The sequence below is a fragment of the Novosphingobium sp. MD-1 genome, assembly GCF_001014975.1.
In the GTDB taxonomy this organism is placed as follows: Bacteria; Pseudomonadota; Alphaproteobacteria; order Sphingomonadales; family Sphingomonadaceae; genus Novosphingobium.
Window position 1 is genome coordinate 308041 of sequence record NZ_BBXA01000020.1, and the last position, 25883, is coordinate 333923.

A 25883-nucleotide genomic window follows, 5' to 3' on the forward strand; every position below is an offset into this window, starting at 1 on the left:
CATGCCTTACGATCGCGACACGCCGTTCCGCCACACCTTCCGCGTCCGCTACGCAGAATGCGACCCGCAGGGCGTCGTCTTCAATTCGCGCTATCTTGAATACGCGGATGTCCTGATCAGCGAATTCTGGCGGGCGCTGGGCGTCAAGAGCGTCGGCGAAGGGTCGTTCGAAGTGCATGTGGCGCGCGCGATCGTCGATTACCGCGCGCCGATCCGCCCCGACGAGTTGATCGAAGGGCGCATCTGGCCCGGGCGTTTCGGCAACAGCAGCATGGTCACGCATATCGAACTGCACGGCGCCGGCGATGACGCCAGCCTGCGTTCGGCGATCGAGCTCGTGCAGGTCCACGTCGATCTCGAAACCGGCCAGTCGCAGCGCATTCCGGACGTAGTCCGCGCCCTGTTCGGCGTTGCGGAATTCGTCCACCCCGCCTAGGGCGCGAGCCGAAACCTGACGATGGGGATACCATGAGCGAACCCTTGCGCATCGCGCTTGCCGGACTGGGCACTGTCGGCGGCGGGGTGATCCGGCTGATCGAGACCAATGCGGAGATCATCGCGCGCCGCGCCGGGCGCCCCATCGTGATCACCGCCGTCAGCGCGCGCAACCGCGGTAAGGACCGGGGTGTCGACCTTTCCGGCTATCACTGGGAAGACGACATGGTGATCCTGGGCGAACGGCCCGATGTGGACGTGGTGGTCGAACTGGTCGGCGGCGCGGATGGCCCGGCGCTGGCCCTGGCGCGCACCACGTTCGAAGCGGGCAAGGCGCTGGTCACCGCGAACAAGGCAATGATCGCGCACCACGGCATCGAACTGGCGACACGCGCCGAAGCCGCGAAAGCCGCGCTGAAGTTCGAAGCGGCCGTCGCCGGCGGCATCCCGGTGATCAAGGGACTGAAGGAAGGCGCCGCCGCCAACGCGATCCAGCGCGTCTATGGCATTCTCAACGGCACCTGCAACTATATCCTCTCGACCATGGAGGACACCGGGCGCGACTTTGCCGACGTGCTCGCCGAAGCGCAGGCCAAGGGCTATGCCGAAGCCGATCCCACGTTTGATATCGACGGTATCGACGCCGCGCACAAGCTGTCCATCCTGGCCAGCGTCGCGTTCGGTACCGCGATCGATTTCCAGTCGGTCATCGCCACCGGCATCCGTCGGGTGCTGGCCGCCGACATCGCGCAGGCCGACGCGCTGGGGTACTACATCCGCCTGATCGGCATGGCCGAAACAGACGTGGACGCCGATGGCAACCGCCGCCTGTTCCAGCGCGTGCACCCCCACCTTGTCCACCGCGATCATCCGCTGGCCCATGTCGATGGCGCGACCAATGCGGTCGTGGTCGAAGGCAACTTCGCCGGGCCACTGCTGTTCCAGGGCGCGGGTGCGGGCGATGGCCCGACGGCCAGCGCCGTCGTCGCCGATCTGATCGACATCGCGCGCGGAGACATCGGCGCGCCGTTCTCGATTCCCGTGGCGGAACTGGACCCCGCCACGCCGGCCGCCAGCGGCCATCGCAGCGGCCGCGCCTATCTGCGCTTCACCGTGGCCGACCGGCCCGGCGTGCTCGCGGAAATCACCGCGGCGATGCGCGATGCCGGCGTCTCCATCGAGAGCATGATCCAGAAAGGGCGCGGCGTGGCCGGCGATGCGCCGGGCGCCGGGCAGGTCCTCGTCGCGATGGTCACCCACGAAGGGCCGGAAAGCGGGATTGCCGAAGCGCTGCGCCTGCTCGAAGGTTCGCCCAGCCTGGCCGAAGCCCCGCTGGTCATGCACATTCTCGGCGAATAACCGCCTCAGGCCAGCACTTTCAGGGCGCCGGGATCTCGCCGTTGGCGATCTTCTCGGCGTCGGACCCCTTCGGCGGTTCGGGCAACGCCGTGATGTCGAAGTAATAGACCGGCGCGGGCACCTTGCCGACGCGGATGCACCCGCGCGAGCAATCCGGCAATCCGCTGACGTTGGGCGCGCGCGGCAGGCCATCGTTGGTGGAACGCGCGGTGTCGGTCTGGTCGCGGTTGGGCAGGCGCTCCTTCTCGTTGCGCTCGGCATCGCCGCACACAACGATCTGGCCAGGAATGCGCGAGCGGGGGCGACACTCGGGACGGCGCAGATCAACCTGCTCCTTCTGCGTATCGATCGCCTGTTGAACCCGCCTGTCGGCTTCGGAAGCAACGTTCTGCGCAAGAACCGGCGAAGAAAAAGCAATCGGCAGTGCCAATATGGGCAGGAACAGCAAAGCTATTCTCGACAAGACCTGTCCCTCGCGTCTAGGGCCATCGCATTCGCCTGCGCAGCCTGAATCAGGAGTTAACGTGAGCAGCCAATCTACCGCAAAGCCCGCCCCCTCCAAGGTACTAGATCGCGTTCTCGTCCTGGAAATGGTCCGCGTGACCGAAGCCGCCGCGATCGGCGCCGCCAAACTGATCGGCCGGGGCGATGAAAAGGCTGCCGACGCCGCCGCCGTGGAAGCGATGCGCATCGCTTTCAACGAACTCTACATGGACGGCACCGTCGTGATCGGCGAGGGCGAGCGCGACGAGGCGCCGATGCTCTATATCGGCGAAAAGGTTGGCGCCGCGCCCGACAAGGGGCCGAAGATCGACATCGCGCTCGATCCGCTGGAAGGCACGACGATCACCGCCAAGGCCGGCCCCAATGCGCTGGCCGTGCTGGCCGCCGCCGAGGAAGGCGGCCTGCTCAACGCGCCCGACGTCTACATGGAAAAGCTGGCCGTGGGGCCGGGCTATGCCGAAGGCATCATCGATCTGGCCAAGAGCGTGAGCGAGAACGTGAAGGCGGTGGCCGACGCCAAGGGCGTGGCGCCCTGCGACATCACGGTCTGCGTGCTCGATCGCCCGCGCCATGCCGATATCATCGCCGAACTGCGCGGTCTGGGCTGCGGCATCCACCTGATTCCCGATGGGGACGTGGCCGGGGTGATCGCGGTGACCAACGAGGACACCGGCATCGACCTCTACATGGGCACCGGCGGCGCGCCTGAAGGCGTGCTGGCGGCAGCCGCGCTGCGCTGCGTCGGCGGCCAGTTCAAGGGCCGCCTGCTGTTCCGCAACGAGGACGAGAAGGCCCGCGCCCGCAAGTGGGGCATCGAGGATCTGAACAAGATCTACGATCTCAAGGAACTGGCCAAGGGCGATTGCATCTTCGCGGCAACCGGCGTGACCGACGGATCGTTGCTGAAGGGCGTGAAGGTCCGCAAGGACGGCGTGATGACCACCGACAGCGTGGTGATGCGCGCCGCGTCGGGCACCGTGCGCTGGGTGCGCGGCGAGCACCGCAACAAGCACTGATCGCCGCTTTCATCGGTTCTTGCACCCTTTGTCCGTCTGGGCCACCGTGACGGGCAAAGGGAGAGGACCTGCATGAACGGCGCGATGGAATTCGAGGCGGCGCTCGCCGCCGCAAACCTGCCCGGCGCGGTGGCGCTGGTCACCGACAGCACTGGAACCCGCTACCTGCGCGCCTTCGGCATGGCCGACGCGGTGGCCGGCGTGCCGATGCGGGAAGACACGCTCTTCCAGATCGCCTCGATGACCAAGGCGCTCACCTCCACCGCCGCGCTGCAACTGGTCGAACGCGGCCAGCTAGACCTCGATGCGCCGATCGGCGCGATCCTGCCCGATCTGGCCGATCTGCCCGTGCTGGAAGGGTTCGATGAGGCCGGCCAGCCCATGCTGCGCGCGGCTCGCACACCGGTCACGCTGCGCCACCTGCTGCTCCACACCGCCGGCTGCGGCTATACCTTCATGGACGAAACCCTGCTGCGTTGCGCCAAGGCCGGCCCGAAGACCGCGCCCGGCAGTCGCGAAAGCCTGCGCCTGCCGCTGCTGTTCGATCCGGGCGCGCAATGGCAGTACGGCACCGGCACCGACTGGGTGGGCCTCGCCGTCGAGGCGGTTTCAGGCCTGTCCTTGCAGGACTGGTTCGATCGCGAACTGACCGGCCCGCTGGGCATGACGGCAACGCGTTTTCACGCCGATCTTCCCGCCAACGCATCGCAGGTCCATGCCCGCGACGCCGACCGCGGGTTCGTGACGGTGCCGATGGTGCTGGGCGCCGGCAGCTATCAAAGCGGCGGCGGCGGCCTTTCCTCCACCGCAACCGACTATGCGCGGTTCCTGCGCATGGTGCTGCGCGGTGGCGAGTTGGACGGCGTGCGCGTGGTCTCGCCGGAAACGGCACGGCTGATGCGGGCGGACGCGCTGCCCGCGTCGCTCTCGGCCGGGGTGCTGACCAGCGCCCTGCCCCAGCTCGCCACGCCGTTCGATCCGCTGCCGGGGCAGCGCGGCGGCTGGACGCTGGGCGGCTTCCTGGTGAACACCGAGACGGGGCCGGCGGGCCGCTCGCCCGGCAGCCTGCACTGGGCCGGCATCCTCAACTGCTATTACTGGATCGATCCCGCGCGTGAAATGGCCGGCGTGATCCTGGCCCAGCTGGCGCCGTTCGCCGATGCCGGCGCGCTCTCCGCCTTTGCCGCGCTGGAACGGCTGGCCTGCGCGCAATAGGCGCCACGAGACCGCGCGCGCACGTCCCGCACGAAAAAGCCCCGCCGGATCGCTCCCGCGGGGCTTTTCTGGTCGGGCCTGCAAAGGCGCGAAGGCTTACGCCTCGTCGCCTTCGATCAGGTATTCGCCGGCGTCCGCGTCGGTGCCGTGGGTTTCACCCTCGACCGCCGCCAGCGGATCGTTACCGATCGCCGCTTCGGGACCCTGCGCCAGTTCGGCGGCATGTTCCTCGGCCGCCGTTTCCGGCGCGATCAGCGATTCCTGCAGCTTGCGATAGGACGCGCGGAGCGCGGCATCGCGGCTGGAAGCGGCCACGCGCAGTCGGTTCATGCCCGCACCGGTACCGGCGGGGATGAGACGGCCGACGATGACGTTTTCCTTCAGACCGATCAGGCTGTCGCGCTTTCCTTCGACCGCCGCCTGCGTCAGCACGCGGGTGGTTTCCTGGAACGACGCGGCGGAGATGAACGAACGCGTCTGCAGGCTGGCCTTGGTGATGCCCAGCAGCACCGGCTTGCCTTCGGCCGGGCGCAGGCCCGCTTCCAGCTTGCCGTTGACTTCGTTCATCTCTTCGAGATCGACCTGCTCGCCCGGCAGCAGGGTGGTATCGCCGCCATCGGTGATTTCCACCTTCTGCAGCATCTGGCGAACGATCACCTCGATGTGCTTGTCGTTGATCTTCACGCCCTGCAAGCGGTAGACTTCCTGGATTTCCGCGACGAGGTATTCCGCCAGCGCCTCGACACCGAGGACTTCGAGAATGTCGTGCGGGTCCGGCGAGCCGGAGATCAGGTTGTCGCCCTTCTTGACGTAGTCGCCTTCCTGAACGTCGATCACGCGGCTCTTGGGCACCAGGTACTCGACCGGTTCACCCTCTTCCGGGATGATCGCGATCTTGCGCTTGGCCTTGTAGTCGCGGACGAATTCGATCCGGCCCGCGATCTTGGCGATGATCGAGTTGTCCTTGGGCTTGCGCGCCTCGAACAGCTCGGCCACGCGCGGCAGACCGCCGGTGATGTCGCGGGTCTTGGCGGCTTCGCGGCTGGCGCGGGCGAGAATGTCGCCGGCGTTGACCTCCTGGCCGTCCTCCACCGAGAGCGTCGTGCCCACCGCGAGCATGTAGCGCGCGGTTTCGCCCGAGTTCTCGTCCAGCAGGGTCAGGCGCGGACGGAGATCATCCTTCTTGGCCCGCCCGCCGGCGCGGTTCTCGGTGACGACGCGCTGCGCGATACCGGTCGCTTCGTCGACCTGTTCGGTCAGCGTGCGGCCGTCGATCAGGTCCTGATAGCGCACGATACCCGGCTTTTCGGTGATGACCGGGGTGGTGAACGGGTCCCATTCGGCCAGGCGATCGCCCTGGCTGATGATCGCGCCGTTCTCGTGCAGCAGGTGCGTACCATAGGGCACGCGGTGCATCGCGCGTTCGCGGCCTTCGGTATCCATCACCACGATCTCGCCGTTGCGGGCCAGCGACAGGCGGCGGCCACGGCTGTCCGTGATCGTCGGGATGTCGCGGTACTGCACGGTACCGTCGCAGAGCGATTCGAGGTGCGACTGTTCGTTGAGCTGCGCCGCACCACCGATGTGGAAGGTACGCATGGTCAGCTGCGTGCCCGGCTCGCCGATCGACTGCGCGGCGATGACGCCCACCGCCTCGCCGATGTTGACCGGCGTACCGCGCGCGAGGTCACGGCCATAGCACTTGCCGCACACACCCTGCTGCGCTTCGCAGATCAGCGGCGAACGGATGCGCGCGGACTGGACGCCCGCCGCCTCGATCTTCGCCACCGCCGGCTCGTCCAGCAGCGTGCCCTTCTCGACGATGACGGCACCCGTCTTCGCCTCGATCAGGTCTTCGGCCAGCGTGCGGCCGAGGATGCGTTCGCCCAGCGAGGCGATCGTCGTACCGCCCTGCACGATCGCGCGCATTTCGAGCGCCCGTTCGGTGCCGCAATCGTCGATGATCACCACGCAGTCCTGCGACACGTCGACCAGACGGCGGGTCAGGTAGCCCGAGTTCGCCGTCTTGAGCGCGGTGTCGGCCAGACCCTTGCGGGCGCCGTGCGTCGAGTTGAAGTATTCAAGGACGGTCAGGCCTTCCTTGAAGTTCGAGATGATCGGCGTTTCGATGATCTCGCCCGAAGGCTTGGCCATCAGGCCGCGCATGCCCGCAAGCTGCTTCATCTGCGTCGGCGAACCACGCGCGCCGGAGTGCGACATCATGTAGATCGAGTTGACCGGCTTCTCGCGGCCGTGCTCGTCCACCGGGGTCGCGCGGATTTCGTCCATCATGGCGTTCGCCACCTGGTCGCCGCAACGGCTCCAGGCGTCGATGACCTTGTTGTACTTTTCCTGCTGCGTGATCAGGCCGTCCTGGTACTGCTGCTCGTAATCGGCCACCAGTTCCTTGGTTTCGTTGACCAGCGCATCCTTGCTGTCGGGGATGATCATGTCGTCCTTGCCGAACGAGATGCCCGCCTTGAACGCGTTGCGGAAGCCGAGGCTCATGATCGCGTCGGCGAACAGCACGGTCTCCTTCTGGCCGGTGTGGCGATAGACCTGGTCGATGACGTCCGCGATTTCCTTCTTGGTGAGCAGGCGGTTGACCAGCTCGAAGGGAACCGTGTGGCTCTTGGGCAGGCATTCGCCGATCAGCATGCGGCCCGGCGTGGTCTCGTACCGCTTCAGGTACTGCTGACCGCTTTCATCGGTCTGCGGCACGCGCGCGATGATCTTGGAGTGCATGGTCACGGCACCGGCGTGCAGCGCCTGATGCACTTCGGCCATGTCGGCCAGCATCATGCCTTCGCCGGGCTCGCCCTTGCGATCCATCGACAGGTAGTAAAGCCCCAGCACCATGTCCTGCGACGGCACGATGATCGGCTTGCCGTTGGCGGGGCTGAGGATGTTGTTGGTCGACATCATCAGCACGCGCGCTTCGAGCTGGGCTTCCAGCGAAAGCGGCACGTGGACGGCCATCTGGTCACCGTCGAAGTCGGCGTTGAAGGCCGAGCAGACCAGCGGGTGCAGCTGGATCGCCTTGCCCTCGATCAGCACCGGCTCGAACGCCTGGATGCCAAGGCGGTGCAGCGTCGGCGCGCGGTTCAGCATCACCGGGTGTTCGCGGATCACCTCGTCCAGGATGTCCCAGACTTCCTTGCGTTCCTTCTCGACCCACTTCTTCGCCTGCTTCAGGGTCATCGAGAGACCCTTGGCGTCGAGCCGGGCGTAGATGAACGGCTTGAACAGTTCGAGCGCCATCTTCTTGGGCAGCCCGCACTGGTGCAGCTTGAGTTCGGGGCCGGTCACGATGACCGAACGGCCCGAATAGTCGACGCGCTTGCCGAGCAGGTTCTGGCGGAAGCGGCCCTGCTTGCCCTTGAGCATGTCGGACAGCGACTTCAGCGGACGCTTGTTGGCGCCGGTGATGACGCGGCCGCGACGGCCGTTGTCGAACAGCGCGTCCACCGCTTCCTGCAGCATGCGCTTTTCGTTGCGCACGATGATGTCGGGCGCGCGCAGCTCGATCAGGCGCTTGAGGCGGTTGTTACGGTTGATGACGCGACGGTAGAGATCGTTGAGGTCCGAGGTCGCGAAGCGGCCGCCGTCCAGCGGCACCAGCGGGCGCAGTTCCGGCGGAATAACCGGCACCACGTCGAGGATCATCCATTCGGGGCGGTTGCCCGAATCGATGAACGATTCCACGACCTTGAGGCGCTTGATGATCTTCTTGGGCTTCAGCTCGCTCTTGGTGGTGGCGAGCTCCTCCATCAGGTCCTTGCGTTCCTGTTCGAGGTCGAGGTCGATCAGCATCTGCTTGACCGCTTCGGCGCCGATGCCGGCGCTGAACGCGTCTTCGCCGTATTCGTCCTGCGCGTCGAGCAGTTCGTCCTCGGTCAACAGCTGGTAGCGTTCGAGCGGGGTGATGCCCGGCTCGATGACCACATAGCTTTCGAAGTAGAGGATGCGCTCAAGCTGCTTGAGCTGCATGTCCAGCAACAGGCCGATGCGCGAGGGCAGCGACTTCAGGAACCAGATATGTGCGACCGGGGCGGCCAGCTCGATGTGGCCCATGCGCTCGCGGCGCACCTTGGTGACGGTGACTTCGACGCCGCACTTTTCGCAGACGACGCCCTTGTACTTCATGCGCTTGTACTTGCCGCACAGGCATTCGTAGTCCTTCACCGGACCGAAGATGCGCGCGCAGAACAGGCCGTCGCGCTCGGGCTTGAACGTGCGGTAGTTGATCGTTTCCGGCTTCTTGATCTCACCGAAGGACCAGGAGCGGATGCGCTCGGGCGAGGCCAGACCGATCTGGATCTGGTCGAACGTCTCGGGCTTGGCGAGCTGGTTGGTGAATTTGGTCAGGTCGTTCATCGGTTTCTTCCTTTATCCCCCTCCCGATCGCGGGAGGGGTTAGGGGTGGGTCTGGTGCCGGGGTGGTGCCTGGTCGGCCCACCCCGATCCCCTCCCGCAAGCGGGAGGGGCGATGCGAAGTCCCTTTACTCCGCCGCCTCTGCAAGGCCGTCGTCGTCTTCCTGATCGTCCAGCGACGACAGTTCGACGTTGAGGCCCAGCGAGCGCATTTCCTTGACGAGCACGTTGAAGCTTTCGGGAATGCCGGCCTCGAAGGTGTCGTCGCCCTTGACGATCGCTTCGTAGACCTTGGTGCGGCCGACCACGTCGTCCGACTTCACCGTCAGCATTTCCTGCAGCGTATAGGCCGCGCCGTAGGCCTGGAGCGCCCAGACCTCCATTTCCCCGAAGCGCTGGCCACCGAACTGGGCCTTGCCGCCCAGCGGCTGCTGGGTGACGAGGCTGTACGGCCCGATCGAACGCGCGTGGATCTTGTCGTCGACCAGGTGGTGGAGCTTCAGCATGTAGATGATGCCCACCGTGACCTTGCGGTCGAAGGCTTCGCCCGTGCGCCCGTCATAGAGCGTGGACTGGCCCGAGGTGTCGAGACCGGCCTTGGTCAGCATCGCCGAGATGTCGGATTCGCGCGCGCCGTCGAACACCGGGGTACCCATGGGCACGCCGGCCTTCAGGTTCTCGGCCAGCTCGACGATCTCGGCCGTGTTCCGGCTGTCGATATCGGCGTGGTACTGCTCGCCGTACACGTCCTTGAGCTTGTCGATCAGCACGCTCGGCGGCGCGGCCGCTTCCGGATTGGGATTGGCATAGCGCCAGTCCTCAAGCGCGTGCTTGATCTGCTGGCCCAGGCCGCGCGCGGCCCAGCCCAGGTGGGTCTCGAAGATCTGCCCGACGTTCATGCGCGAAGGCACGCCCAGCGGGTTCAGCACGATGTCGACGTGGGTGCCGTCTTCCAGGAACGGCATGTCCTCGATCGGCAGGATGCGGCTGATGACGCCCTTGTTGCCGTGACGGCCGGCCATCTTGTCGCCCGGCTGCAGCTTGCGCTTCACCGCGACGAAGACCTTGACCATCTTGAGCACGCCCGGAGCGAGTTCGTCGCCGCGTTCGAGCTTTTCCTTGCGGTCCTCGAACTTCTCCTGGATCGCCTTGACGGTCTCGTCGTACTGCGCCTTGACCGCTTCAAGCTGCGCCTGGCGCGCATCGTCGGCCACCGCGAACTTCCACCATTCGTGGCGTTCGACATCGGCAAGCACCTGCTCGTCGATCTCGATGCCCTTCTTCAGGCCCTTCGGCGCGGCCGCGGCCACCTGGCCGAGCAGCATGTCGCGCAGACGGTTGAAGGTGGCGCGGTTGAGGATCGCGCGTTCGTCCTCGCGGTCCTTGGCGAGGCGTTCGATTTCCTCATTCTGGATGGCGCGGGTACGGTCGTCGATCTCGATGCCGTGGCGATTGAACACGCGCACTTCGACGATCGTGCCCGAAACGCCCGGCGGCAGGCGGAGCGAGGTGTCGCGCACGTCGCTGGCCTTTTCGCCGAAGATCGCGCGCAGCAGCTTTTCTTCCGGGGTCATCGGCGATTCACCCTTGGGGGTGATCTTGCCGACCAGGATGTCGCCCGGATGCACTTCGGCGCCGATGTAGACGATGCCCGCCTCGTCGAGGTTGCGCAGCGCTTCCTCGCCGACGTTGGGAATGTCGCGCGTGATGTCTTCCGGCCCCAGCTTGGTGTCGCGGGCCATGACCTCGAACTCCTCGATGTGGATCGAGGTGAACACGTCGTCCTTCACGATCCGTTCGGAGATCAGGATCGAGTCTTCGTAGTTGTAGCCGTTCCACGGCATGAACGCGACGAGCGTGTTCCGGCCGAGCGCCAGCTCGCCGAGATCGGTCGAGGGACCGTCGGCCAGCACGTCGCCCTTTTCGACCACGTCACCCACCTTCACCAGCGGACGCTGGTTGATGCAGGTGTTCTGGTTCGAACGCTGGAACTTCTGCAGCGTGTAGATGTCCACGCCCGACTGGCCGGGTTCGACATCGCCCGAAGCGCGGATGACGATACGCGTCGCGTCGACCTGGTCGACGATGCCGCCGCGCAGCGCCGCGATCGCGGCGCCCGAATCGCGCGCCACGGTCTCTTCCATGCCGGTGCCCACGAACGGCGCGTCAGCCTTGACCAGCGGCACCGCCTGGCGCTGCATGTTCGAGCCCATCAGCGCGCGGTTGGCGTCGTCGTTTTCCAGGAACGGAATGAGCGAGGCGGCCACCGAAACGAGCTGCTTGGGGCTGACGTCCATCAGCGTGATCGTGTCGCGCGGAGCCATCACGAATTCGCCGTTCTGGCGCGCCGAGACGAGTTCCTCGACGAACGAGCCGTCGGCCGTGGTTTCGGCCGAAGCCTGCGCCACGGTGTGCTTCTGCTCTTCCATGGCCGAGAGGTACACGACCTCCTTGGTCACCTTGCCGTCCACGACCTTGCGGTACGGCGTTTCGATGAAGCCGTACTTGTTCACGCGGGCGAAAGTGGACAGCGAGTTGATCAGACCGATGTTCGGGCCTTCCGGCGTTTCGATCGGGCAGATGCGGCCATAGTGCGTCGGGTGGACGTCGCGGACTTCGAAGCCCGCGCGTTCGCGGGTAAGACCGCCCGGCCCAAGCGCCGAAACGCGGCGCTTGTGCGTCACTTCCGACAGCGGGTTGGTCTGGTCCATGAACTGCGACAGCTGCGACGAGCCGAAGAATTCACGCACCGCCGCCACCGCCGGCTTGGCGTTGATCAGGTCGTTCGGCATGACCGTCGACACGTCGACCGACGACATGCGCTCCTTCACCGCGCGTTCCATGCGCAGCAGGCCGACGCGGTACTGGTTCTCCAGCAGCTCGCCCACCGAACGCACGCGACGGTTGCCGAGGTTGTCGATGTCGTCGACTTCGCCCTTGCCGTCCTTCAGGTTCACCAGTTCCTTAACCACCGCGAGGATATCGTCGGTGCGCAGGGTGGTGACCGTGTCGGGGCAGTCGAGGCCAAGGCGCATGTTGAGCTTGACGCGGCCCACGGCCGAAAGGTCATAGCGGTCGGCGTCGAAGAACAGGCCGTCGAACAGCGCTTCGGCGGTTTCGCGCGTCGGCGGTTCGCCGGGGCGCATCACGCGGTAGATGTCGGCCAGCGCCTGGTCGCGGTCCTCGGCCTTGTCGGCCTTCATCGTGTTGCGGATCCACGGACCGGTGTTGACGTGGTCGATGTCGAGCAGCTCGAGCCGGTCGACGCCCGCCTTGTCCAGCACTTCGAGGTTCTCGGGGCTGACTTCGTCGCCCGCCTCGATCCAGATGCGGCCGGTCGATTCGTCGATCAGGTCCTTGGCCGAATAGCGGCCGAAGATTTCCTCGGTCGGGATCAGCAGTTCCTCAAGCCCGTCCTTGGCCGCCTTGTTGGCCGCGCGCGGGCTGATCTTCTGGCCGGCGGGGAAGATCACCTCGCCCGACTTGGCGTCGACGATGTCGAACGCCGGCTTCGCGCCGCGCCACTGTTCCAGCACGAACGGCACGCGCCAGCCGCCTTCGCCGCGCGCCCAGGTGACCTTGTCGTAGAAATAGTCGAGGATCTGCTCGCCGTTGAGGCCCAGCGCATAGAGCAGCGCCGTGACCGGCAGCTTGCGCTTGCGGTCGATGCGGACGTTGACGATGTCCTTGGCGTCGAATTCGAAATCGAGCCACGAACCGCGATAGGGGATCACGCGGGCGGCGAAGAGGTACTTGCCCGACGAGTGCGTCTTGCCGCGGTCATGGTCGAACAGGACGCCCGGCGAACGGTGCATCTGCGACACGATGACGCGCTCGGTCCCGTTGATGAAGAAGGTGCCGTTGTCGGTCATGAGCGGGATATCGCCCATGTAGACGTCCTGCTCCTTGATATCGATGAGCGACTTGGTTTCGGTCTCGGCGTCGACCTCGAAGGTCGCCAGCTTGAGCGTCACCTTCATCGGCGCGGCATAGGTGATGCCGCGCTGACGGCATTCGTTGACGTCGTACTTCGGCGCCTCGAGCACGTAGCCGTCGCGCTCCTTGATATCGAGGCTGGCGGTGCCGGCGAAGTCCTGGATCGGGAACACCGACCGCAGCGTCTTTTCCAGGCCCGAGACATAGCCCGTGGCCGGATCGGAGCGCAGGAACTGCTCGTAGGATTCGCGCTGAACCTCGATCAGGTTCGGCATCTGCACGACTTCGTGGATGTCGCCGAAGATCTTGCGGATGCGCTTCTTCACGCCGGGGCGTGCGGGAGCCTTGGTCGCCATGGAGGAGTTCTGCCTCTTCGCTCTATCAAAGGCCGGGCGAACCCGGCGAAACGGTGCCAAACGCGGCGTTGGCGCATCAAACGCGAAAAGGCCGCACGGCACGGCACCCGATTCGGGAACCCGGCCAGCAGCCTTCGCGTCAGATAAACCCGCGCGCTTCCTTCCTTGTGCCGTCCCCCGCGTATGGGAAAGCCTTGCTCGAAGCGCCGGTTGTGAAAGGCCATATAGGGAGGCGATCGCGCGCTGTCAAAGGGGTGGCCGCAGTTCGACGCGATCTACATATCGATTTTCGATATTATTGATTGACGATAAGAAAAGGTGCTCTTATTGAATATCGATATCGACCACCTGGAGAAGTCCCATGCCCAGCCCTCGCCCTGCAGGATCGCGCACTGCCATCGTGCCGCTCGCCTGCGCGCTGCTGCTGCTCCTTCCAGCGCTTGCCACCGCCACCGCATCGGGACCGCGCCAGGCGCTTGCCCCCACCTTGCCGCTGCCGACGCTCGCCTGACCCTATCAACGAGGAAACCACCACCATGTCTCTTCGCCCCCGCGACCCCCTGCTGACGGCGGGGCGCCTGATCGTCACCGCCGGCCTCGGCCTCGCAGCCCTGATCGGCGTGACCAGCCTGCTCGGCGCGCCGGCCATCGTCCTGTTCCGAGCCGACGTGCTAGCCGGCATCGCCTCGGAAACCGGCCACGCCGCCAGCACGCAGACCATTCCGGGCCTCGCCGTGATCCTGCTGCTGATCGCCGCAATGGCCGGCGCGGCCTTCCTGTTCCTGCTCGACCTGCGGCGCATCATCGACAGCGTGGGCGCCGGCGATCCCTTCATCCCCGCCAACGCCCGGCGCTTGACCCGCATGGGCTGGCTGACGCTGGCGGTGGAAGGCATGTCGTGGCCGGTCGGCGCGATGGGCATGTGGCTGGCCGGCATGATCGGCAACGCCACGGCGGACTTCGATATCTCGCCGGGATCGTTCCTGCTGGCGATCGTGCTGTTTATTCTCGCCCGCGTCTTTCGCGAAGGGGCGCGGATGCGCGACGATCTGGAAGGAACCGTGTGATGCCGGTCGTGGTCAAGCTCGACGAACTGCTCCAGGCCAGGGGCATGACGCTCACCCAACTGGCCGAGCGGGTCGACATGACGCTCGCCAACCTGTCCATCCTCAAAACCGGCAAGGCCAAGGCCATCCGCTTCTCGACACTGGAAGCCATCTGCCAGGAACTGGGATGCCAGCCGGGCGATCTGCTGGGCTACCGGGGCGAGGCGGAGTGACCGCACCGCGCGGCCTCCGGCCCTTGCCACGGGGACTCCAGCCTTGACTCGGCGCCCCGTCCTGCTATTGGCCCGCCCCTGATCGAAGGGCGCAAGTCCCGACATCATCCGTCCGAGACAGCTGGTGCGGGCTTCCCGCTTAATCTCCAGCCTAGGCGGGGAAAAGAGTTTCCGGGGCCGCGTGCCCCTTGGCCCGGCGTTCCGCCCCGCGGATCGTGGTGCCAGCCGCGCTTTCGGGCGCGCCTCCTTCCCTTGTCAACGGACTCGCCGGTGCTCCTCCGTGGGGCATCGACCCCTGCATCCGCAGGGGCAAGCAAACGTAGCCGGCCGTTCCGGGCCTGTCCCGGGCGGCCATTGTGAAGGAGTAAGGCATGGATCGTTCGCAGAAAGCCGAATCGGTCGCGTTCCTGAACTCGGTCTTCTCCGAGGCCGGCGCGGTGGTCATCACCCGCAACCTCGGCATGACGGTGGCCCAGTCCACCGCCCTGCGCACGAAGATCCGGGAAGCGGGCGCGACTTACAAGGTTGCGAAGAACCGTCTTGCCAAGCTTGCCGTCGCGGGCACCGATTACGAAGGCATTGGTGATTTCTTCACCGGTCCGACGGCGATCGCTGCCTCGGCCGATCCGGTTGCCGCCGCCAAGGCGGTGATCGAATTCGCCAAGACCACCGACAAGATCGAAATTGTCGGCGGTGCGATGGGTGGCCAGATTCTCGACGCGGAAGGGGTCAAGGCGCTCGCCTCGATGCCGTCGCTCGACGAACTGCGCGCCAAGCTTATCGGCCTCATCCAGGCTCCGGCCACGAAGATCGCCCAGCTCACCACCGCTCCGGCGGCGAAGCTGGCCCGTGTCTTCGGCGCCTACGCCAAAGAAGCCGCGTAAGACGTATCGAAACGATTTTCGTCCGGCGCGCCGCGCCGGGCGCCACGAAATCAGGAGTGAAATATCATGGCCGATATCGCCAAGCTTGTTGAAGAACTGTCGAAGCTGACCGTCCTCGAGGCCGCTGACCTCGCCAAGGCCCTGGAAGAAGCATGGGGCGTTTCCGCCGCTGCCGCCGTTGCCGTTGCCGCCGCTCCGGCTGCCGGTGGCGAAGCTGCCGCCGCTGAAGAAAAGACCGAATTCGACGTCATCCTGACGGGCGACGGTGGCAAGAAGATCCAGGTCATCAAGGAAGTCCGCGCGATCACCAACCTGGGCCTGACCGAAGCCAAGGCGCTGGTCGAAGGCGCGCCGAAGGCCGTCAAGGAAGGCGTTTCGAAGGCGGAAGCCGAAGAAATCAAGAAGAAGATCGAGGAAGCCGGCGGCACCGTCGAGCTCAAGTAATCTTCTTCCGGTCTTCCGGACAGAAACAGCAAAGGGCGGTCCTTCGGGGCCGCCCTTTTCGTTTGTCGATCGTATTGATTGCAAACGATCGTGCTTCGCCCACCCCCATCCCCTCCCACCAGCGGGAGGGGCGCGAGACTTGCGTCGCCGCAGGCGGCGTTAGTCGCAGCGGGGTGGGCTAGCCACGGGCCGCACTCCGCCCGTCAGACTCTACCCGTCCAGCTCGGCCTTTTCGGGGTGCGCGGCCTTGATCCGGCTCACCAGCACCTTGTCGATCTTGCGGCCGTCCATGTCGACGATCTCGAAGCGCCAGCCCTGCTCGGCGAAATGCTCGCCCTCCGTCGGCAGGTGCTTGAGCACCGACAGCACATAGCCCGCGGCGGTGGCGTAATCGCGGTCTTCGGGCAGGTCGATCGCCAGCCGGTCGCCCAGCGCGTCGGCGGGCAGCGCCCCGGCGATCAGCAGCGAACCGTCGTCGCGCTCCACGATCATCGGCGCATCGCCCTCGTCGCCGTGGCCCACGAAATTGCCGGCGATCGCCGCCAGCAGGTCCGCCGGGGTGACGATGCCTTCCAGATGGCCGTATTCGTCATGCACCAGCGCCAGCGCGACTTCGGCCTGCTGGATCACGCGCAACGCATCCATGGTGTCGAGCTGGTCGGGCACGATCGCCGGCTTCTTCATCAGCCGCGTCAGCATGATCTTGCGCCCGCGCAGCAGCACCGACAGCACGTCGCGCACCTTGGCCACGCCCACGATCCGGTCGACCGAACCGTCCGCCACCAGCAGCAGCGAATGCGGGCTGTCCTCGATCGCGGCGCGGATTTCCGCCTCGCTCGCCTTGCGCTCGATCCAGTGCAGTTCGGTGCGCGGCGTCATCACCTCGCGCACCGGGCGTTCGGCCAGCCGCATCACGCTGGTCATCAGCGCGCGCTCGTCCTCCTCGATCACGCCGGAGCGGGTGGCCTCGGCGAAGATCATCTGGAGTTCCTCCGCCGTGACTTCCTGCTCGGCCCCCTTGTTCAACCGCAGCAGGCGCAGCAGCAGGCCGGACGAGCGGTCCAGCGCCCACACGAACGGCGCGTTGATGCGGGCGATCAGCACCATCGGGCGCGCGGCGACGATGGCGATCGGTTCCGCCGCGCGCAGCGCCAGCTGCTTGGGCACCAGTTCCCCGACGACGAGGCTGAGGTAGGTGGTGATCGCGATGACCAGGATGAAGCCCGCCTCGCCGGCATAGCGCGCGGGCACGCCCGCCGCCGCCAGTCGCTCGCCCACCGGGCCACCCAGGCTCGCGCCCGAATAGGCGCCGGCCACGATGCCGACGAGGGTGATGCCGATCTGCACGGTCGAAAGGAACTTGCCGGGATCGGCCGCCAGCTCCAGCGCGGTGCGCGCGCCCCGGCTGCCGGCCTCGGCCGCAACCTTGAGGCGCGCGGGACGCGCGGAAACGATCGCCAGTTCCGACATGGAAAACAGGCCATTGAGCACGACGAGGCCCACGATGACGAAGACGTCAGGCCAGGGAAAAGGTGTCACGCCCTGTCCGCTAGCAGATTCATCGCCATTCGCGAAGTCCCACCGTTCGGGAACAGTTCAGACTGGCGGTGCGTAATCAGGTCGATGTAGGTTAATCACGCCGGTTCACCGCCGCGGGAGAGAGCGGCCGGGGCGAAGCGTCGCAAGAAGGGGAATACAACATGAAGATTCGTCGGGTCCTCGTTTCGAGCCTGTGCGCGGTGTCGCTCGTCAGCCTCTCGGCCTGCGTCACCGATCCCAACACGGGCGAGAAGAAGGTATCGCGCACCGCCATCGGCGGCGTCGGCGGCGCGCTGGGCGGCATGCTGCTGGGCGGCCTGATCGGCGGCAAGACCGGCCGCATCCTGGGCGCGGGCATCGGCGGCATCGCCGGCGCCGCGGTGGGCTATTCGATGGACAAGCAGATCAAGCAGCTGCGCGAATCCACCGCCGGCAGCGGCGTGGATGTGACGCCGACCGACAACGGCTCGGCCATTCTCGTCAACCTGCCCAACGGCGTGACGTTCGATACCGACAGTTCGGCGATCAAGCCCACGTTCCGCGATACGCTGGACAAGGTGGCGCAATCGCTCAACCAGTATCCGGACAGCCTGATCGACGTGTACGGCCACACGGATTCGACCGGGTCGGACGCCTACAACCAGGCCCTTTCGGAACGCCGCGCCCGCGCGGTGGCCGATTACCTGACCTCGCGCGGGGTTTCCTATTCCCGCATTCGCAGCCAGGGTTTCGGCGAGACGCAGCCGGTCGCCTCGAACGATACCGAGGCGGGCCGTTCGGCCAACCGCCGCGTCGAGATCAAGATCGTGCCGATCTCGCAGGATGACGTGGCCCGCGCCCGCTCGGGCCAATAACGCGGCTCTCATGGCATGATACCGAACCAGCCGGGTTGACGTTCCGCGCACCCGGCTGGCATCGGCGTGGCAAAGGAGATTCTGCCATGCCGATCCAACGCCGCCCCATCGCCGGACGCCCGACCAACCCCGTGGGGCTCGGCTGCATGTCACTTAGCTGGGCCTATGGCGGCCGCCCGAGCGACGAGGACGGGCTGCGCCTGCTCGATCGCGCGATAGAAGTAGGCTATGATCATTTCGACACCGCCCGCCTCTATGGCATGGGCCACAACGAAACGCAGGTCGGCAAGGCGCTGAAGGGCAAGCGCGACAAGGTGTTCCTCGCCTCCAAGATGGGCATCTTCGCCAGCGGGGAGAAGCGCGGGATCGATTGCCATCCCGACACCATCCGCAGCGAACTCGAAGTCTCGCTGCGCCTGCTCCAGACCGACCACATCGATCTCTACTATATGCACCGGCGCGATTTCAGCGTGCCGATCGAGGACTCGGTCGGCGCGATGGCGGACCTTGTGCGCGAGGGCAAGATCGGCGCGATCGGCCTGTCCGAAATGTCGGCCGAGACGCTGCGCAAGGCCGCCGCCGTCCACCCCATCGCCGCGATGCAGACCGAATATTCGCCGTGGACGCGCCAGGCGGAAATCGCCGTACTCGAAGCCTGCCGCGAACTGGGCACGACCTTTGTCGCCTTCTCGCCCGTCGCGCGCGGCGTTCTCGCCAACGGCGTGGCGGACCCGGCGGCGCTGGAGGAAAAGGACATCCGCCGCGCCATGCCACGCTTCCAGGGCGATAACTGGACGCACAACTACGGCCTGGTGCAACAGTTCAACGCCATCGCCACCCGCGCGGGCGTGACACCGGCGCAATTGTCGCTCGCCTGGGTGCTGTCGCGCGGGGAGCATGTCGTTGCCATCCCCGGCACCGGCAAGATCGCCCATCTCGAGGAAAACATCGCGCGCTGGGACTGGGTCCTTCCCGCCGATGTGGCCGCCGAAGTGGACGCGCTGATCAACCAGCAGACGGTCGCCGGCCACCGTTACGCCGGGGCGATGCTGCCGACGATCGACACCGAGGATTTTGCCGAAGCCTGAGAAGTGGCCCGGAAAGGGCGCGTCAGGCGAGCCTGGCCGCCCGTTCCGCCAGCCGGTCCACCGCCGCCGCGTGAATCGCGGGGGCGGTTACCAGCAGCCCGAACGCGCGGGGATCGCGCTTGTTGAAGACCAGCGGCTGCCCGAAGGCGTCGGTGGTGGTGGCACCCGCCTCGCGCGCGATCAGCGCGGCGGCCGCCACGTCCCATTCGAAGCCCCAGCGCAGCGTGGCCAGCAGGTCCGCTTCATCGGCGGCGACCATCGCGATACGCAGCGCGATCGAATTGGGCTTGTCCACCAGCACCAGGTCGCCATCGACTCCCGCCAGCGCATCGGCCGGCACGCGCGATCCGGTCAGCTCGGCCCGGCTGCTCGCATGAAGCGCCACGCCATTGCGGGTGGCGCCCTTGCCGGCAGTGGCCCGCCAGAACTCGTCGCGCGCCGGGGCGCTCATCATGCCGATCAGTGGACGGCCGCCGCTGACGAGTGCCACGGAAACCGCCCACCCCGGACGTCCGCGCACGAAATCGCGCGTGCCGTCGATCGGATCGACCAGCCAGCACAGCCCGCGCTCAAGCCGCTCCGGGTGATCGACCGTCTCTTCCGACAGCCAGCCGGCGGAAGGCAGCAGTGCGTGCAGTTCGCGCTTCAGATAGGTATCGACGGCGATGTCCGCCTCGCACACCGGATTGCCCGGCGTCTTGTCCCACACTTCCAGCGCGTGTCCGTGGCCGGGCCAGCGCGAAAGCGCCATCTGTCCGGCCTGGTGGACAATTGCTTCAAGGCGATCGAAGTCGATCATGGGCATCGCGTTTTCCGCCCTGCTGGACTTGGGCAGCCAACGCAAGCATCGTGCGTGTATTATTCCACCAAGGTCGCAAGGACGCGGCAGCGCCGCCACCAAGCCTTGCATGGGATCATTCCTGTTTCGGGGGGTGCTCAGCCAGGATGCACCCGTAAGGTCCGGCTCCGCGAATCCTGCCTTTGCCATCGGCCGATCGATTTTCTTTCCACGCCAGCGGCAGATAGATTGACGTTTACGTAAACGCAAATTATGCCGCCACCATATCCAACTGGGAAAGGCTTTGAAGCGATGAAAGCCCTGGTCTGCGTGAAGCGGGTGATTGATTACAACGTGAAGCCGCGAGTGAAGGGTGATGGGACGGGTGTTGATCTTGCGAACGTGAAGATGAGCATGAACCCGTTTGACGAGATAGCGGTTGAGGAAGCGATCCGCCTGAAGGAGAAGGGCGTGGTATCGGAGATCGTGGCGGTATCGGTGGGGCCTGCGAAGGCGCAGGAGACGCTGCGCACGGCCCTGGCGATGGGGGCGGACCGGGCGATCCTGGTGCAGTCGGACGACGAGGTGGAGCCGCTGGCGGTGGCGAAGATCGTCAAGGCGATCGCGGACGAGGAAGCGCCGGGTCTGATCATCACGGGCAAGCAGGCGATCGACGACGATTCGAACCAGGTGGGCCAGATGGTGGCGGCGCTGCTGGGCCGTCCGCAGGGCACCTTCGCCAACGAGGTGACGGTCGAGGGCGACGCCGTGGTGGTGAAGCGCGAGATCGACGGCGGTCTGGAGACGGTGCGCCTGGCGCTGCCGGCGGTGGTGACGACGGACCTGCGCCTGAACGAGCCGCGCTATGCCAGCCTGCCCAACATCATGAAGGCGAAGAGCAAGCCGCTCGCGAATAAGACGCCGGCGGATTACGGGGTGGACACGAGCCCGCGCCTGAAGACGCTGAAGGTATCGGAGCCGCCGGTGCGGTCGGCGGGGATCAAGGTGGCCGATGTGGACGCGCTGGTGGCCAAGCTCAAGGAACTGGGAGTAGCCTGAGATGACCAAGGCACTGGTATGGGTCGAACACGATGGTTCGGCGGTGAAGGATGCGACGCTGTCGGCGGTGAGCGCGGCGGCGCAGCTGGGCGAGGTGACGCTGCTGGTGGCGGGCGCGGGCGTGGACGGCGTGGCCCAGGCGGCGGCGCGGATCGCGGGCGTGGCCAAGGTGGTCACGGCCGATGACGCGAGCCTGGCCCACGCGCTGGCGGAGAACGTGGCGCCGCTGGTGGCGGGTCTGATGGCGGACTACGACGCGTTCGTGGCGCCGGCAACGACGACGGGCAAGAACGTGGCGCCGCGCGTGGCGGCGCTGCTCGACGTGATGCAGATCTCGGACATTCTCTCGGTGGAAGGGCCGAAGACGTTCACGCGGCCGATCTACGCGGGCAACGCCATTGCCACGGTGGAGAGCGGCGACGCCAAGCTGGTGATCACGGTGCGTGGCACGGCCTTTGCCAAGGCGGCGGCGGACGGCGGCAGCGCGGCCATCGAGACCGTGGGCGGCGCGGCCGATGCCGGGACGAGCAGCTTCGTGGGCTCGGAGATCGCCAAGAGCGAGCGTCCCGAACTGACCTCGGCCAAGATCATCGTCTCGGGCGGGCGCGCGCTGAAGGACGCGGAGACGTTCGCGGCGACGATCGTGCCGCTGGCGGACAAGCTGGGCGCGGGCGTGGGCGCGAGCCGCGCGGCGGTGGACGCGGGCTATGTGCCCAACGACTACCAGGTGGGCCAGACGGGCAAGATCGTCGCCCCCGAAGTCTACATCGCCGTCGGCATCTCCGGCGCCATCCAGCACCTTGCCGGCATGAAGGATTCCAAGACCATCATCGCCATCAACAAGGACGAGGACGCCCCCATCTTCCAGGTCGCCGATATCGGCCTCGTGGGCGACCTGTTCACGCTGGTGCCGGAACTGACCGGCAAGCTCTGAACGCCGCTCCGTTTCAAGGAGACACGAAGGCCCCGCGCGCTGCGCGGGGCCTTTTGCGTTGCGCGCGCGGCGCTGCCCACCCCCCAGCCCCTCCCGCCAGCGGGAGGGGAGCGGTGCTTGCGCCGCCGTAGCGAGGTGGGCTTTGGATGATCGCCCAAGGAAAAGGGCCGGGAAGGTTTCCCCTCCCGGCCCCGATCCTGTGTTCGGACTGAACGGTATCGGACTTAGAAGTCCATGCCGCCCATGCCGCCCATGCCACCGCCCATCGGCGGCATCGCGGGCTTGTCGTCCGGCTTTTCGCTGATCGCCGCTTCGGTGGTGATCAGCAGGCCGGCGACCGAGGCAGCATCCTGCAGCGCGGTGCGGACGACCTTGGTCGGGTCGATCACGCCAGCGGCCTTCAGGTTTTCATAGACGTCGGTCGCGGCGTTGAAGCCGATGCCTTCGTCCGTCTGGTCGAGCAGCTTGCCGGCGACGACGGCGCCATCGTGGCCCGCGTTTTCAGCGATCTGCTTGACCGGGGCGGTGATCGCCTTGCGGACGATGTCCACGCCACGGGTCTGGTCTTCGTTGGCGCCGGTCAGGCCGTCGAGCGCGCGGGTGGCGTAAAGCAGCGCCGTGCCGCCGCCCGTGACGATGCCTTCTTCCACCGCAGCGCGGGTGGCGTGCAGGGCATCGTCAACGCGGTCCTTGCGTTCCTTCACCTCGACTTCGGTCGCACCGCCGACCTTGATCACGGCCACGCCGCCAGCAAGCTTGGCCAGGCGTTCCTGCAGCTTCTCGCGGTCGTAGTCGCTGGTGGTGACTTCGATCTGGGCGCGGATCTGTTCGACGCGGGCCTTGATCTCGTCCGCCGAACCGGCGCCGTCGACGATCGTGGTGTTGTCCTTGTCGATGGTGACCTTCTTGGCTTGGCCGAGCATGGCGAGCGTGACGCTTTCCAGCTTGATGCCGAGGTCTTCCGAGATCATCTCGCCGGCGGTCAGCGTGGCGATGTCGCCCAGCATGGCCTTGCGACGGTCACCGAAGCCCGGCGCCTTGACGGCGGCGATCTTGAGGCCACCGCGCAGCTTGTTGACCACGAGGGTCGCCAGCGCTTCGCCTTCGATGTCTTCGGCGATGATCAGCAGCGGACGGCCCGACTGCACCACCGCTTCGAGGATCGGCAGCATCGCCTGCAGCGACGACAGCTTCTTCTCGTGGATCAGGATGTACGGGTTTTCGAGTTCGACCGTCATCTTGTCCGGGTTGGTGATGAAGTAGGGCGAGAGATAGCCGCGGTCGAACTGCATGCCTTCGACGACATCGAGTTCGAATTCGAGGCCCTTGGCCTCTTCCACGGTGATCACGCCTTCCTTGCCGACCTTTTCCATCGCTTCCGCGATCTTCTGGCCGACTTCGACGTCGCCGTTGGCCGAGATGATGCCGACCTGCGCGATTTCAGCCGAACCGGCGACCGGGGTCGAACGGGCCTTCAGGTTTTCGACGACCTTGGTCACGGCGATGTCGATGCCGCGCTTCAGATCCATCGGGTTGATGCCGGCGGCAACCGACTTCATGCCTTCGCGCACGATAGACTGGGCAAGCACGGTCGCGGTGGTGGTGCCGTCACCGGCCTTGTCGTTGGCCTTGCTGGCCACTTCGCGCAGCATCTGCGCGCCCATGTTCTCGAACTTGTCCTTGAGTTCGATTTCCTTGGCGACCGACACACCGTCCTTGGTGATGCGCGGCGCGCCGAAGCTCTTGTCGATCACGACGTTGCGGCCCTTGGGGCCGAGCGTGACCTTCACCGCGTCGGCGAGGATGTCGACGCCCTTGAGGATGCGTTCGCGCGCGTCGCGCGAAAAGCGTACTTCCTTGGCAGCCATTTCGGTTTCCTTTGAATATCTGGACGGGAAAGAGGACTATCTTCAGCCGATGACGCCGAGGATGTCCGATTCCTTCATGATGAGGAGGTCTTCACCGGCGACCTTGACTTCGGTGCCGGACCACTTGCCAAACAGCACGCGATCGCCAACCTTGACGTCAAGCGGCGTGATCGTGCCGTTTTCAGCGCGGGCGCCGGTGCCGGTGGCGACGATTTCGCCTTCAGCAGGCTTTTCCTTGGCGCTGTCGGGGATGATGATCCCGCCGGCGGTCTTTTCCTCGGCTTCGACGCGGCGCACCAGCACGCGATCGTGCAGCGGACGGAAACTCATGGGTTGCTCCCTCTTCCAAAAATACGAACCTTGCTTGGCACTCTCACGGGGAGAGTGCCAGCGGGCGGGATATGGGTGAGGGGCGGGGGAGCGTCAACAGGGGGCGGGCAGATTTTTTTGCGTCCCCTGCCCCTGCACGGCACACCCATGCGGCGGCATCAGCCGGGCGTCAGCAGACCCAGCCGTTCGCGCCGGTGCCAGCGCCAGAGCATCAGCGCCGCGACGACGATCAGTCCGATCATCAGGCCAAGCCACACGCCCACCCCGCGCAGCGGGGTGAACAGGCCCAGTCCGATCGCCGTGCCCAACCCCGGCACCCAGTAGCCGAACAGCGCGATGCCCATGGGCACGCGCGTATCCTGGATGCCGCGCAGCAGCGCCGCGCCCACCGCCTGCGCGCCATCGAACAGCTGGAAGGCGGCGCAGACCACCATGTACTGCACTGCCAGCGCGACCAGCGCGGCGTTGGCCGGGGCATCGGGATCGATGTAGAGCCGCATGATCGCGCGCGGGGCCAGCAGCATGGTGCCGGCGGAGAGCAGCATGAACCCCATGCCCAGCGCGATCGCCACGCGCCCGGCCACGCCCACCGCGTGCCGGTCTCCCGCCCCGAACGCCAGGCCGACCCGGATCGTCGCCGCCTGCGACACGCCGAACGGCACCTGGAAGGCGATCGCGGCCAGCTGGAGCGCCACGGTATGCGCCGCCAGTTCGGTCTCGCCAATCCGCCCCATCAGGAAGGCGGCGCCGTTGAACATGCCCGCTTCCGCCAGAATCGTGCCGCAGATCGGCAGGCCGACGCGCAGCACGCCGCCGAAACGCTTCCATTCCGGGCGCCACCAGCGGCCCAGCAGGCGATAGCGGTGCAGGCGCCGGTCGAACCGGATCACAGCCGCATAGGCCAGCAGCATGGCGACGGCGGTGACCACGCTGGACACGGCGGAGCCCGTCAGGCCCAGCGCCGGCATACCGAAGTGGCCGAACACGAAGATCCAGTTGCCGGTGGCGTTGACCACCACGGCAAGGCCGGTGATCGCGGTGCCGATGCCCGGCCGGCCCAGCGTGGCGACCACAGTGCGCAGCAGCGCCGCCAGGACCATCGGCAGCGCCGCCCACATCAGCACGCGCAGGAAAGGTTCAGCCAGCGCGATGACCGCTTCCTGCTGCCCGGTCAGCCGCATCAGCGGCCCGCCCAGCAGGCACACGCCCATCGCGCAGATTGCCGCGAGAATGCCGACCCATGCGGCCATGCGCGTGGTCCGGCGCACTTCGCGCACGGCGTGTTTGCGCTGCCCCAGCTCGGCCGCGATCAGCGGCGAGGCCGCGCCGACGAGGCCCGTCAGGCTCCACATCAGCAAGCCGAACAGCGCGACCGACAGCGACGAAGCCGCCAGCGCTTCCGGCCCCAGCCGCGCGACGAACACCACGTCGACCGCGAACACCGCCATCTGCAGCAGGTTCGCGCCCACGAGCGGCGCGGCGAGCTTCAGCGTCGCGCGCAATTCGTCGATCCAGTGCAAAGGCGGCTTTTCAAACATGGAACACGGGCGCATAGGCGCGGCGCGGTCCCAAGGAAAGGCAAAGCTGCCTGTCCCGAACGCGGCTTTGCCCTGATGGAAAGGGTAGTTTGA

21 protein-coding genes are annotated in these 25883 nt (G+C 66.4%); 13 read left to right on the top strand and 8 right to left on the bottom strand.

Going from position 1 to position 25883, the window contains the following annotated elements; translation table 11 throughout:
- Position 1 precedes the first annotated feature (1 nt).
- Together NMD1_RS06340 and NMD1_RS06345 are read left to right on the top strand one after the other, a co-directional pair.
- Complete coding sequence (locus NMD1_RS06340; protein ID WP_125954086.1) at positions 2-436, top strand: thioesterase family protein; 435 nt, start codon at positions 2-4, stop codon at positions 434-436.
- A gap of 32 nt (positions 437-468) precedes the next feature.
- Entirely contained in the window at positions 469-1794 is a 1326-nt protein-coding gene (locus tag NMD1_RS06345) for a homoserine dehydrogenase (RefSeq protein ID WP_124808073.1), read from the top strand.
- 19 nt (positions 1795-1813) lie between these two features.
- Here NMD1_RS06345 and NMD1_RS06350 read toward each other — a convergent pair whose 3' ends face one another.
- Complete coding sequence (locus NMD1_RS06350; RefSeq protein WP_124808072.1) at positions 1814-2257, bottom strand: hypothetical protein; 444 nt, start codon at positions 2255-2257, stop codon at positions 1814-1816.
- Between the two features lie 61 nt (positions 2258-2318).
- On the opposite strand from NMD1_RS06350, the gene glpX reads away from it, so the two are divergent.
- Both glpX and NMD1_RS06360 read left to right on the top strand, forming a co-directional pair.
- Positions 2319-3314: a class II fructose-bisphosphatase gene (glpX, locus tag NMD1_RS06355; protein WP_223806470.1), complete on the top strand. Its 996-nt coding sequence runs from the start codon at positions 2319-2321 to the stop codon at positions 3312-3314.
- Between the two features lie 72 nt (positions 3315-3386).
- Positions 3387-4529, top strand: a complete 1143-nt coding sequence (locus tag NMD1_RS06360) for a serine hydrolase (RefSeq protein WP_125954087.1) — start codon at positions 3387-3389, stop codon at positions 4527-4529.
- Between the two features lie 96 nt (positions 4530-4625).
- Here NMD1_RS06360 and rpoC read toward each other — a convergent pair whose 3' ends face one another.
- Positions 4626-8906 (bottom strand): DNA-directed RNA polymerase subunit beta', encoded by a 4281-nt coding sequence (gene rpoC, locus NMD1_RS06365; RefSeq protein WP_125954088.1) that lies wholly within the window; start codon positions 8904-8906, stop codon positions 4626-4628.
- Between the two features lie 125 nt (positions 8907-9031).
- Positions 9032-13195: a DNA-directed RNA polymerase subunit beta gene (gene rpoB / locus NMD1_RS06370; protein WP_124808068.1), complete on the bottom strand. Its 4164-nt coding sequence runs from the start codon at positions 13193-13195 to the stop codon at positions 9032-9034.
- A 361-nt stretch (positions 13196-13556) separates the two neighbouring features.
- Here rpoB and NMD1_RS21210 point away from each other — a divergent pair, with 361 nt between their 5' ends.
- From NMD1_RS21210 to rplL, 5 genes are all read left to right on the top strand, one after another.
- Positions 13557-13706 carry a hypothetical protein gene (locus tag NMD1_RS21210; protein WP_158453918.1) on the top strand — a complete coding sequence of 50 codons (150 nt, stop codon included), beginning with the start codon at positions 13557-13559 and terminating at the stop codon, positions 13704-13706.
- Positions 13707-13731: 25 nt separating this feature from the next.
- The gene (locus NMD1_RS06375) at positions 13732-14262 is read left to right on the top strand and encodes a DUF2975 domain-containing protein (protein WP_125954089.1); all 531 of its coding nucleotides are present in this window, start codon (positions 13732-13734) and stop codon (positions 14260-14262) included.
- Positions 14262-14474, top strand: coding sequence for a helix-turn-helix transcriptional regulator (locus NMD1_RS06380; RefSeq protein WP_124808066.1), 213 nt, complete (start codon positions 14262-14264; stop codon positions 14472-14474). The genes NMD1_RS06375 and NMD1_RS06380 overlap by 1 nt, the downstream gene beginning before the upstream one ends.
- A gap of 371 nt (positions 14475-14845) precedes the next feature.
- Complete coding sequence (gene rplJ, locus NMD1_RS06385) at positions 14846-15358, top strand: 50S ribosomal protein L10 (protein WP_124808065.1); 513 nt, start codon at positions 14846-14848, stop codon at positions 15356-15358.
- A 66-nt stretch (positions 15359-15424) separates the two neighbouring features.
- On the top strand, positions 15425-15802 hold the full coding sequence (gene rplL, locus NMD1_RS06390) for a 50S ribosomal protein L7/L12 (RefSeq protein WP_124808064.1): 378 nt from the start codon (positions 15425-15427) through the stop codon (positions 15800-15802).
- A 210-nt stretch (positions 15803-16012) separates the two neighbouring features.
- Here the strand turns inward: rplL and NMD1_RS06395 are convergent, their stop codons facing one another.
- Positions 16013-17341: a hemolysin family protein gene (locus NMD1_RS06395; protein ID WP_124808063.1), complete on the bottom strand. Its 1329-nt coding sequence runs from the start codon at positions 17339-17341 to the stop codon at positions 16013-16015.
- A gap of 161 nt (positions 17342-17502) precedes the next feature.
- Here NMD1_RS06395 and NMD1_RS06400 point away from each other — a divergent pair, with 161 nt between their 5' ends.
- Entirely contained in the window at positions 17503-18195 is a 693-nt protein-coding gene (locus NMD1_RS06400; protein WP_124808062.1) for an OmpA family protein, read from the top strand.
- A gap of 86 nt (positions 18196-18281) precedes the next feature.
- Positions 18282-19283, top strand: a complete 1002-nt coding sequence (locus NMD1_RS06405; RefSeq protein ID WP_125954090.1) for an aldo/keto reductase — start codon at positions 18282-18284, stop codon at positions 19281-19283.
- Positions 19284-19305: 22 nt separating this feature from the next.
- Here the strand turns inward: NMD1_RS06405 and NMD1_RS06410 are convergent, their stop codons facing one another.
- Positions 19306-20082, bottom strand: a complete 777-nt coding sequence (locus NMD1_RS06410) for a 3'(2'),5'-bisphosphate nucleotidase CysQ (protein ID WP_125954170.1) — start codon at positions 20080-20082, stop codon at positions 19306-19308.
- Between the two features lie 291 nt (positions 20083-20373).
- Here NMD1_RS06410 and NMD1_RS06415 point away from each other — a divergent pair, with 291 nt between their 5' ends.
- Both NMD1_RS06415 and NMD1_RS06420 read left to right on the top strand, forming a co-directional pair.
- Positions 20374-21120 (top strand): electron transfer flavoprotein subunit beta/FixA family protein, encoded by a 747-nt coding sequence (locus tag NMD1_RS06415; protein WP_125953194.1) that lies wholly within the window; start codon positions 20374-20376, stop codon positions 21118-21120.
- A 1-nt stretch (position 21121) separates the two neighbouring features.
- Positions 21122-22054 (top strand): electron transfer flavoprotein subunit alpha/FixB family protein, encoded by a 933-nt coding sequence (locus NMD1_RS06420; RefSeq protein ID WP_125954091.1) that lies wholly within the window; start codon positions 21122-21124, stop codon positions 22052-22054.
- A gap of 224 nt (positions 22055-22278) precedes the next feature.
- Here NMD1_RS06420 and groL read toward each other — a convergent pair whose 3' ends face one another.
- The 3 genes from groL to NMD1_RS06435 form a co-directional block, all read right to left on the bottom strand.
- Positions 22279-23922 (bottom strand): chaperonin GroEL, encoded by a 1644-nt coding sequence (gene groL, locus NMD1_RS06425; RefSeq protein ID WP_124810633.1) that lies wholly within the window; start codon positions 23920-23922, stop codon positions 22279-22281.
- A gap of 42 nt (positions 23923-23964) precedes the next feature.
- Positions 23965-24252, bottom strand: coding sequence for a co-chaperone GroES (gene groES / locus NMD1_RS06430; protein WP_124810632.1), 288 nt, complete (start codon positions 24250-24252; stop codon positions 23965-23967).
- A 158-nt stretch (positions 24253-24410) separates the two neighbouring features.
- On the bottom strand, positions 24411-25790 hold the full coding sequence (locus NMD1_RS06435; protein WP_124810631.1) for an MATE family efflux transporter: 1380 nt from the start codon (positions 25788-25790) through the stop codon (positions 24411-24413).
- Between the last annotated feature and the right edge of the window lie 93 nt (positions 25791-25883).

Coding starts and splice junctions, on each gene's coding strand:
- NMD1_RS06340 (WP_125954086.1), top strand. CDS start 2: ATGCCTTACGATCGCGACACGCCGTTCCGCCACACCTTCCGCGTCCGC.
- NMD1_RS06345 (WP_124808073.1), top strand. CDS start 469: ATGAGCGAACCCTTGCGCATCGCGCTTGCCGGACTGGGCACTGTCGGC.
- NMD1_RS06360 (WP_125954087.1), top strand. CDS start 3,387: ATGAACGGCGCGATGGAATTCGAGGCGGCGCTCGCCGCCGCAAACCTG.
- rpoC (WP_125954088.1), bottom strand. CDS start 8,906: ATGAACGACCTGACCAAATTCACCAACCAGCTCGCCAAGCCCGAGACG.
- rpoB (WP_124808068.1), bottom strand. CDS start 13,195: ATGGCGACCAAGGCTCCCGCACGCCCCGGCGTGAAGAAGCGCATCCGC.
- NMD1_RS21210 (WP_158453918.1), top strand. CDS start 13,557: ATGCCCAGCCCTCGCCCTGCAGGATCGCGCACTGCCATCGTGCCGCTC.
- NMD1_RS06375 (WP_125954089.1), top strand. CDS start 13,732: ATGTCTCTTCGCCCCCGCGACCCCCTGCTGACGGCGGGGCGCCTGATC.
- NMD1_RS06380 (WP_124808066.1), top strand. CDS start 14,262: ATGCCGGTCGTGGTCAAGCTCGACGAACTGCTCCAGGCCAGGGGCATG.
- rplJ (WP_124808065.1), top strand. CDS start 14,846: ATGGATCGTTCGCAGAAAGCCGAATCGGTCGCGTTCCTGAACTCGGTC.
- rplL (WP_124808064.1), top strand. CDS start 15,425: ATGGCCGATATCGCCAAGCTTGTTGAAGAACTGTCGAAGCTGACCGTC.
- NMD1_RS06400 (WP_124808062.1), top strand. CDS start 17,503: ATGAAGATTCGTCGGGTCCTCGTTTCGAGCCTGTGCGCGGTGTCGCTC.
- NMD1_RS06405 (WP_125954090.1), top strand. CDS start 18,282: ATGCCGATCCAACGCCGCCCCATCGCCGGACGCCCGACCAACCCCGTG.
- NMD1_RS06410 (WP_125954170.1), bottom strand. CDS start 20,082: ATGATCGACTTCGATCGCCTTGAAGCAATTGTCCACCAGGCCGGACAG.
- NMD1_RS06415 (WP_125953194.1), top strand. CDS start 20,374: ATGAAAGCCCTGGTCTGCGTGAAGCGGGTGATTGATTACAACGTGAAG.
- NMD1_RS06420 (WP_125954091.1), top strand. CDS start 21,122: ATGACCAAGGCACTGGTATGGGTCGAACACGATGGTTCGGCGGTGAAG.
- groL (WP_124810633.1), bottom strand. CDS start 23,922: ATGGCTGCCAAGGAAGTACGCTTTTCGCGCGACGCGCGCGAACGCATC.
- groES (WP_124810632.1), bottom strand. CDS start 24,252: ATGAGTTTCCGTCCGCTGCACGATCGCGTGCTGGTGCGCCGCGTCGAA.
- NMD1_RS06435 (WP_124810631.1), bottom strand. CDS start 25,790: ATGTTTGAAAAGCCGCCTTTGCACTGGATCGACGAATTGCGCGCGACG.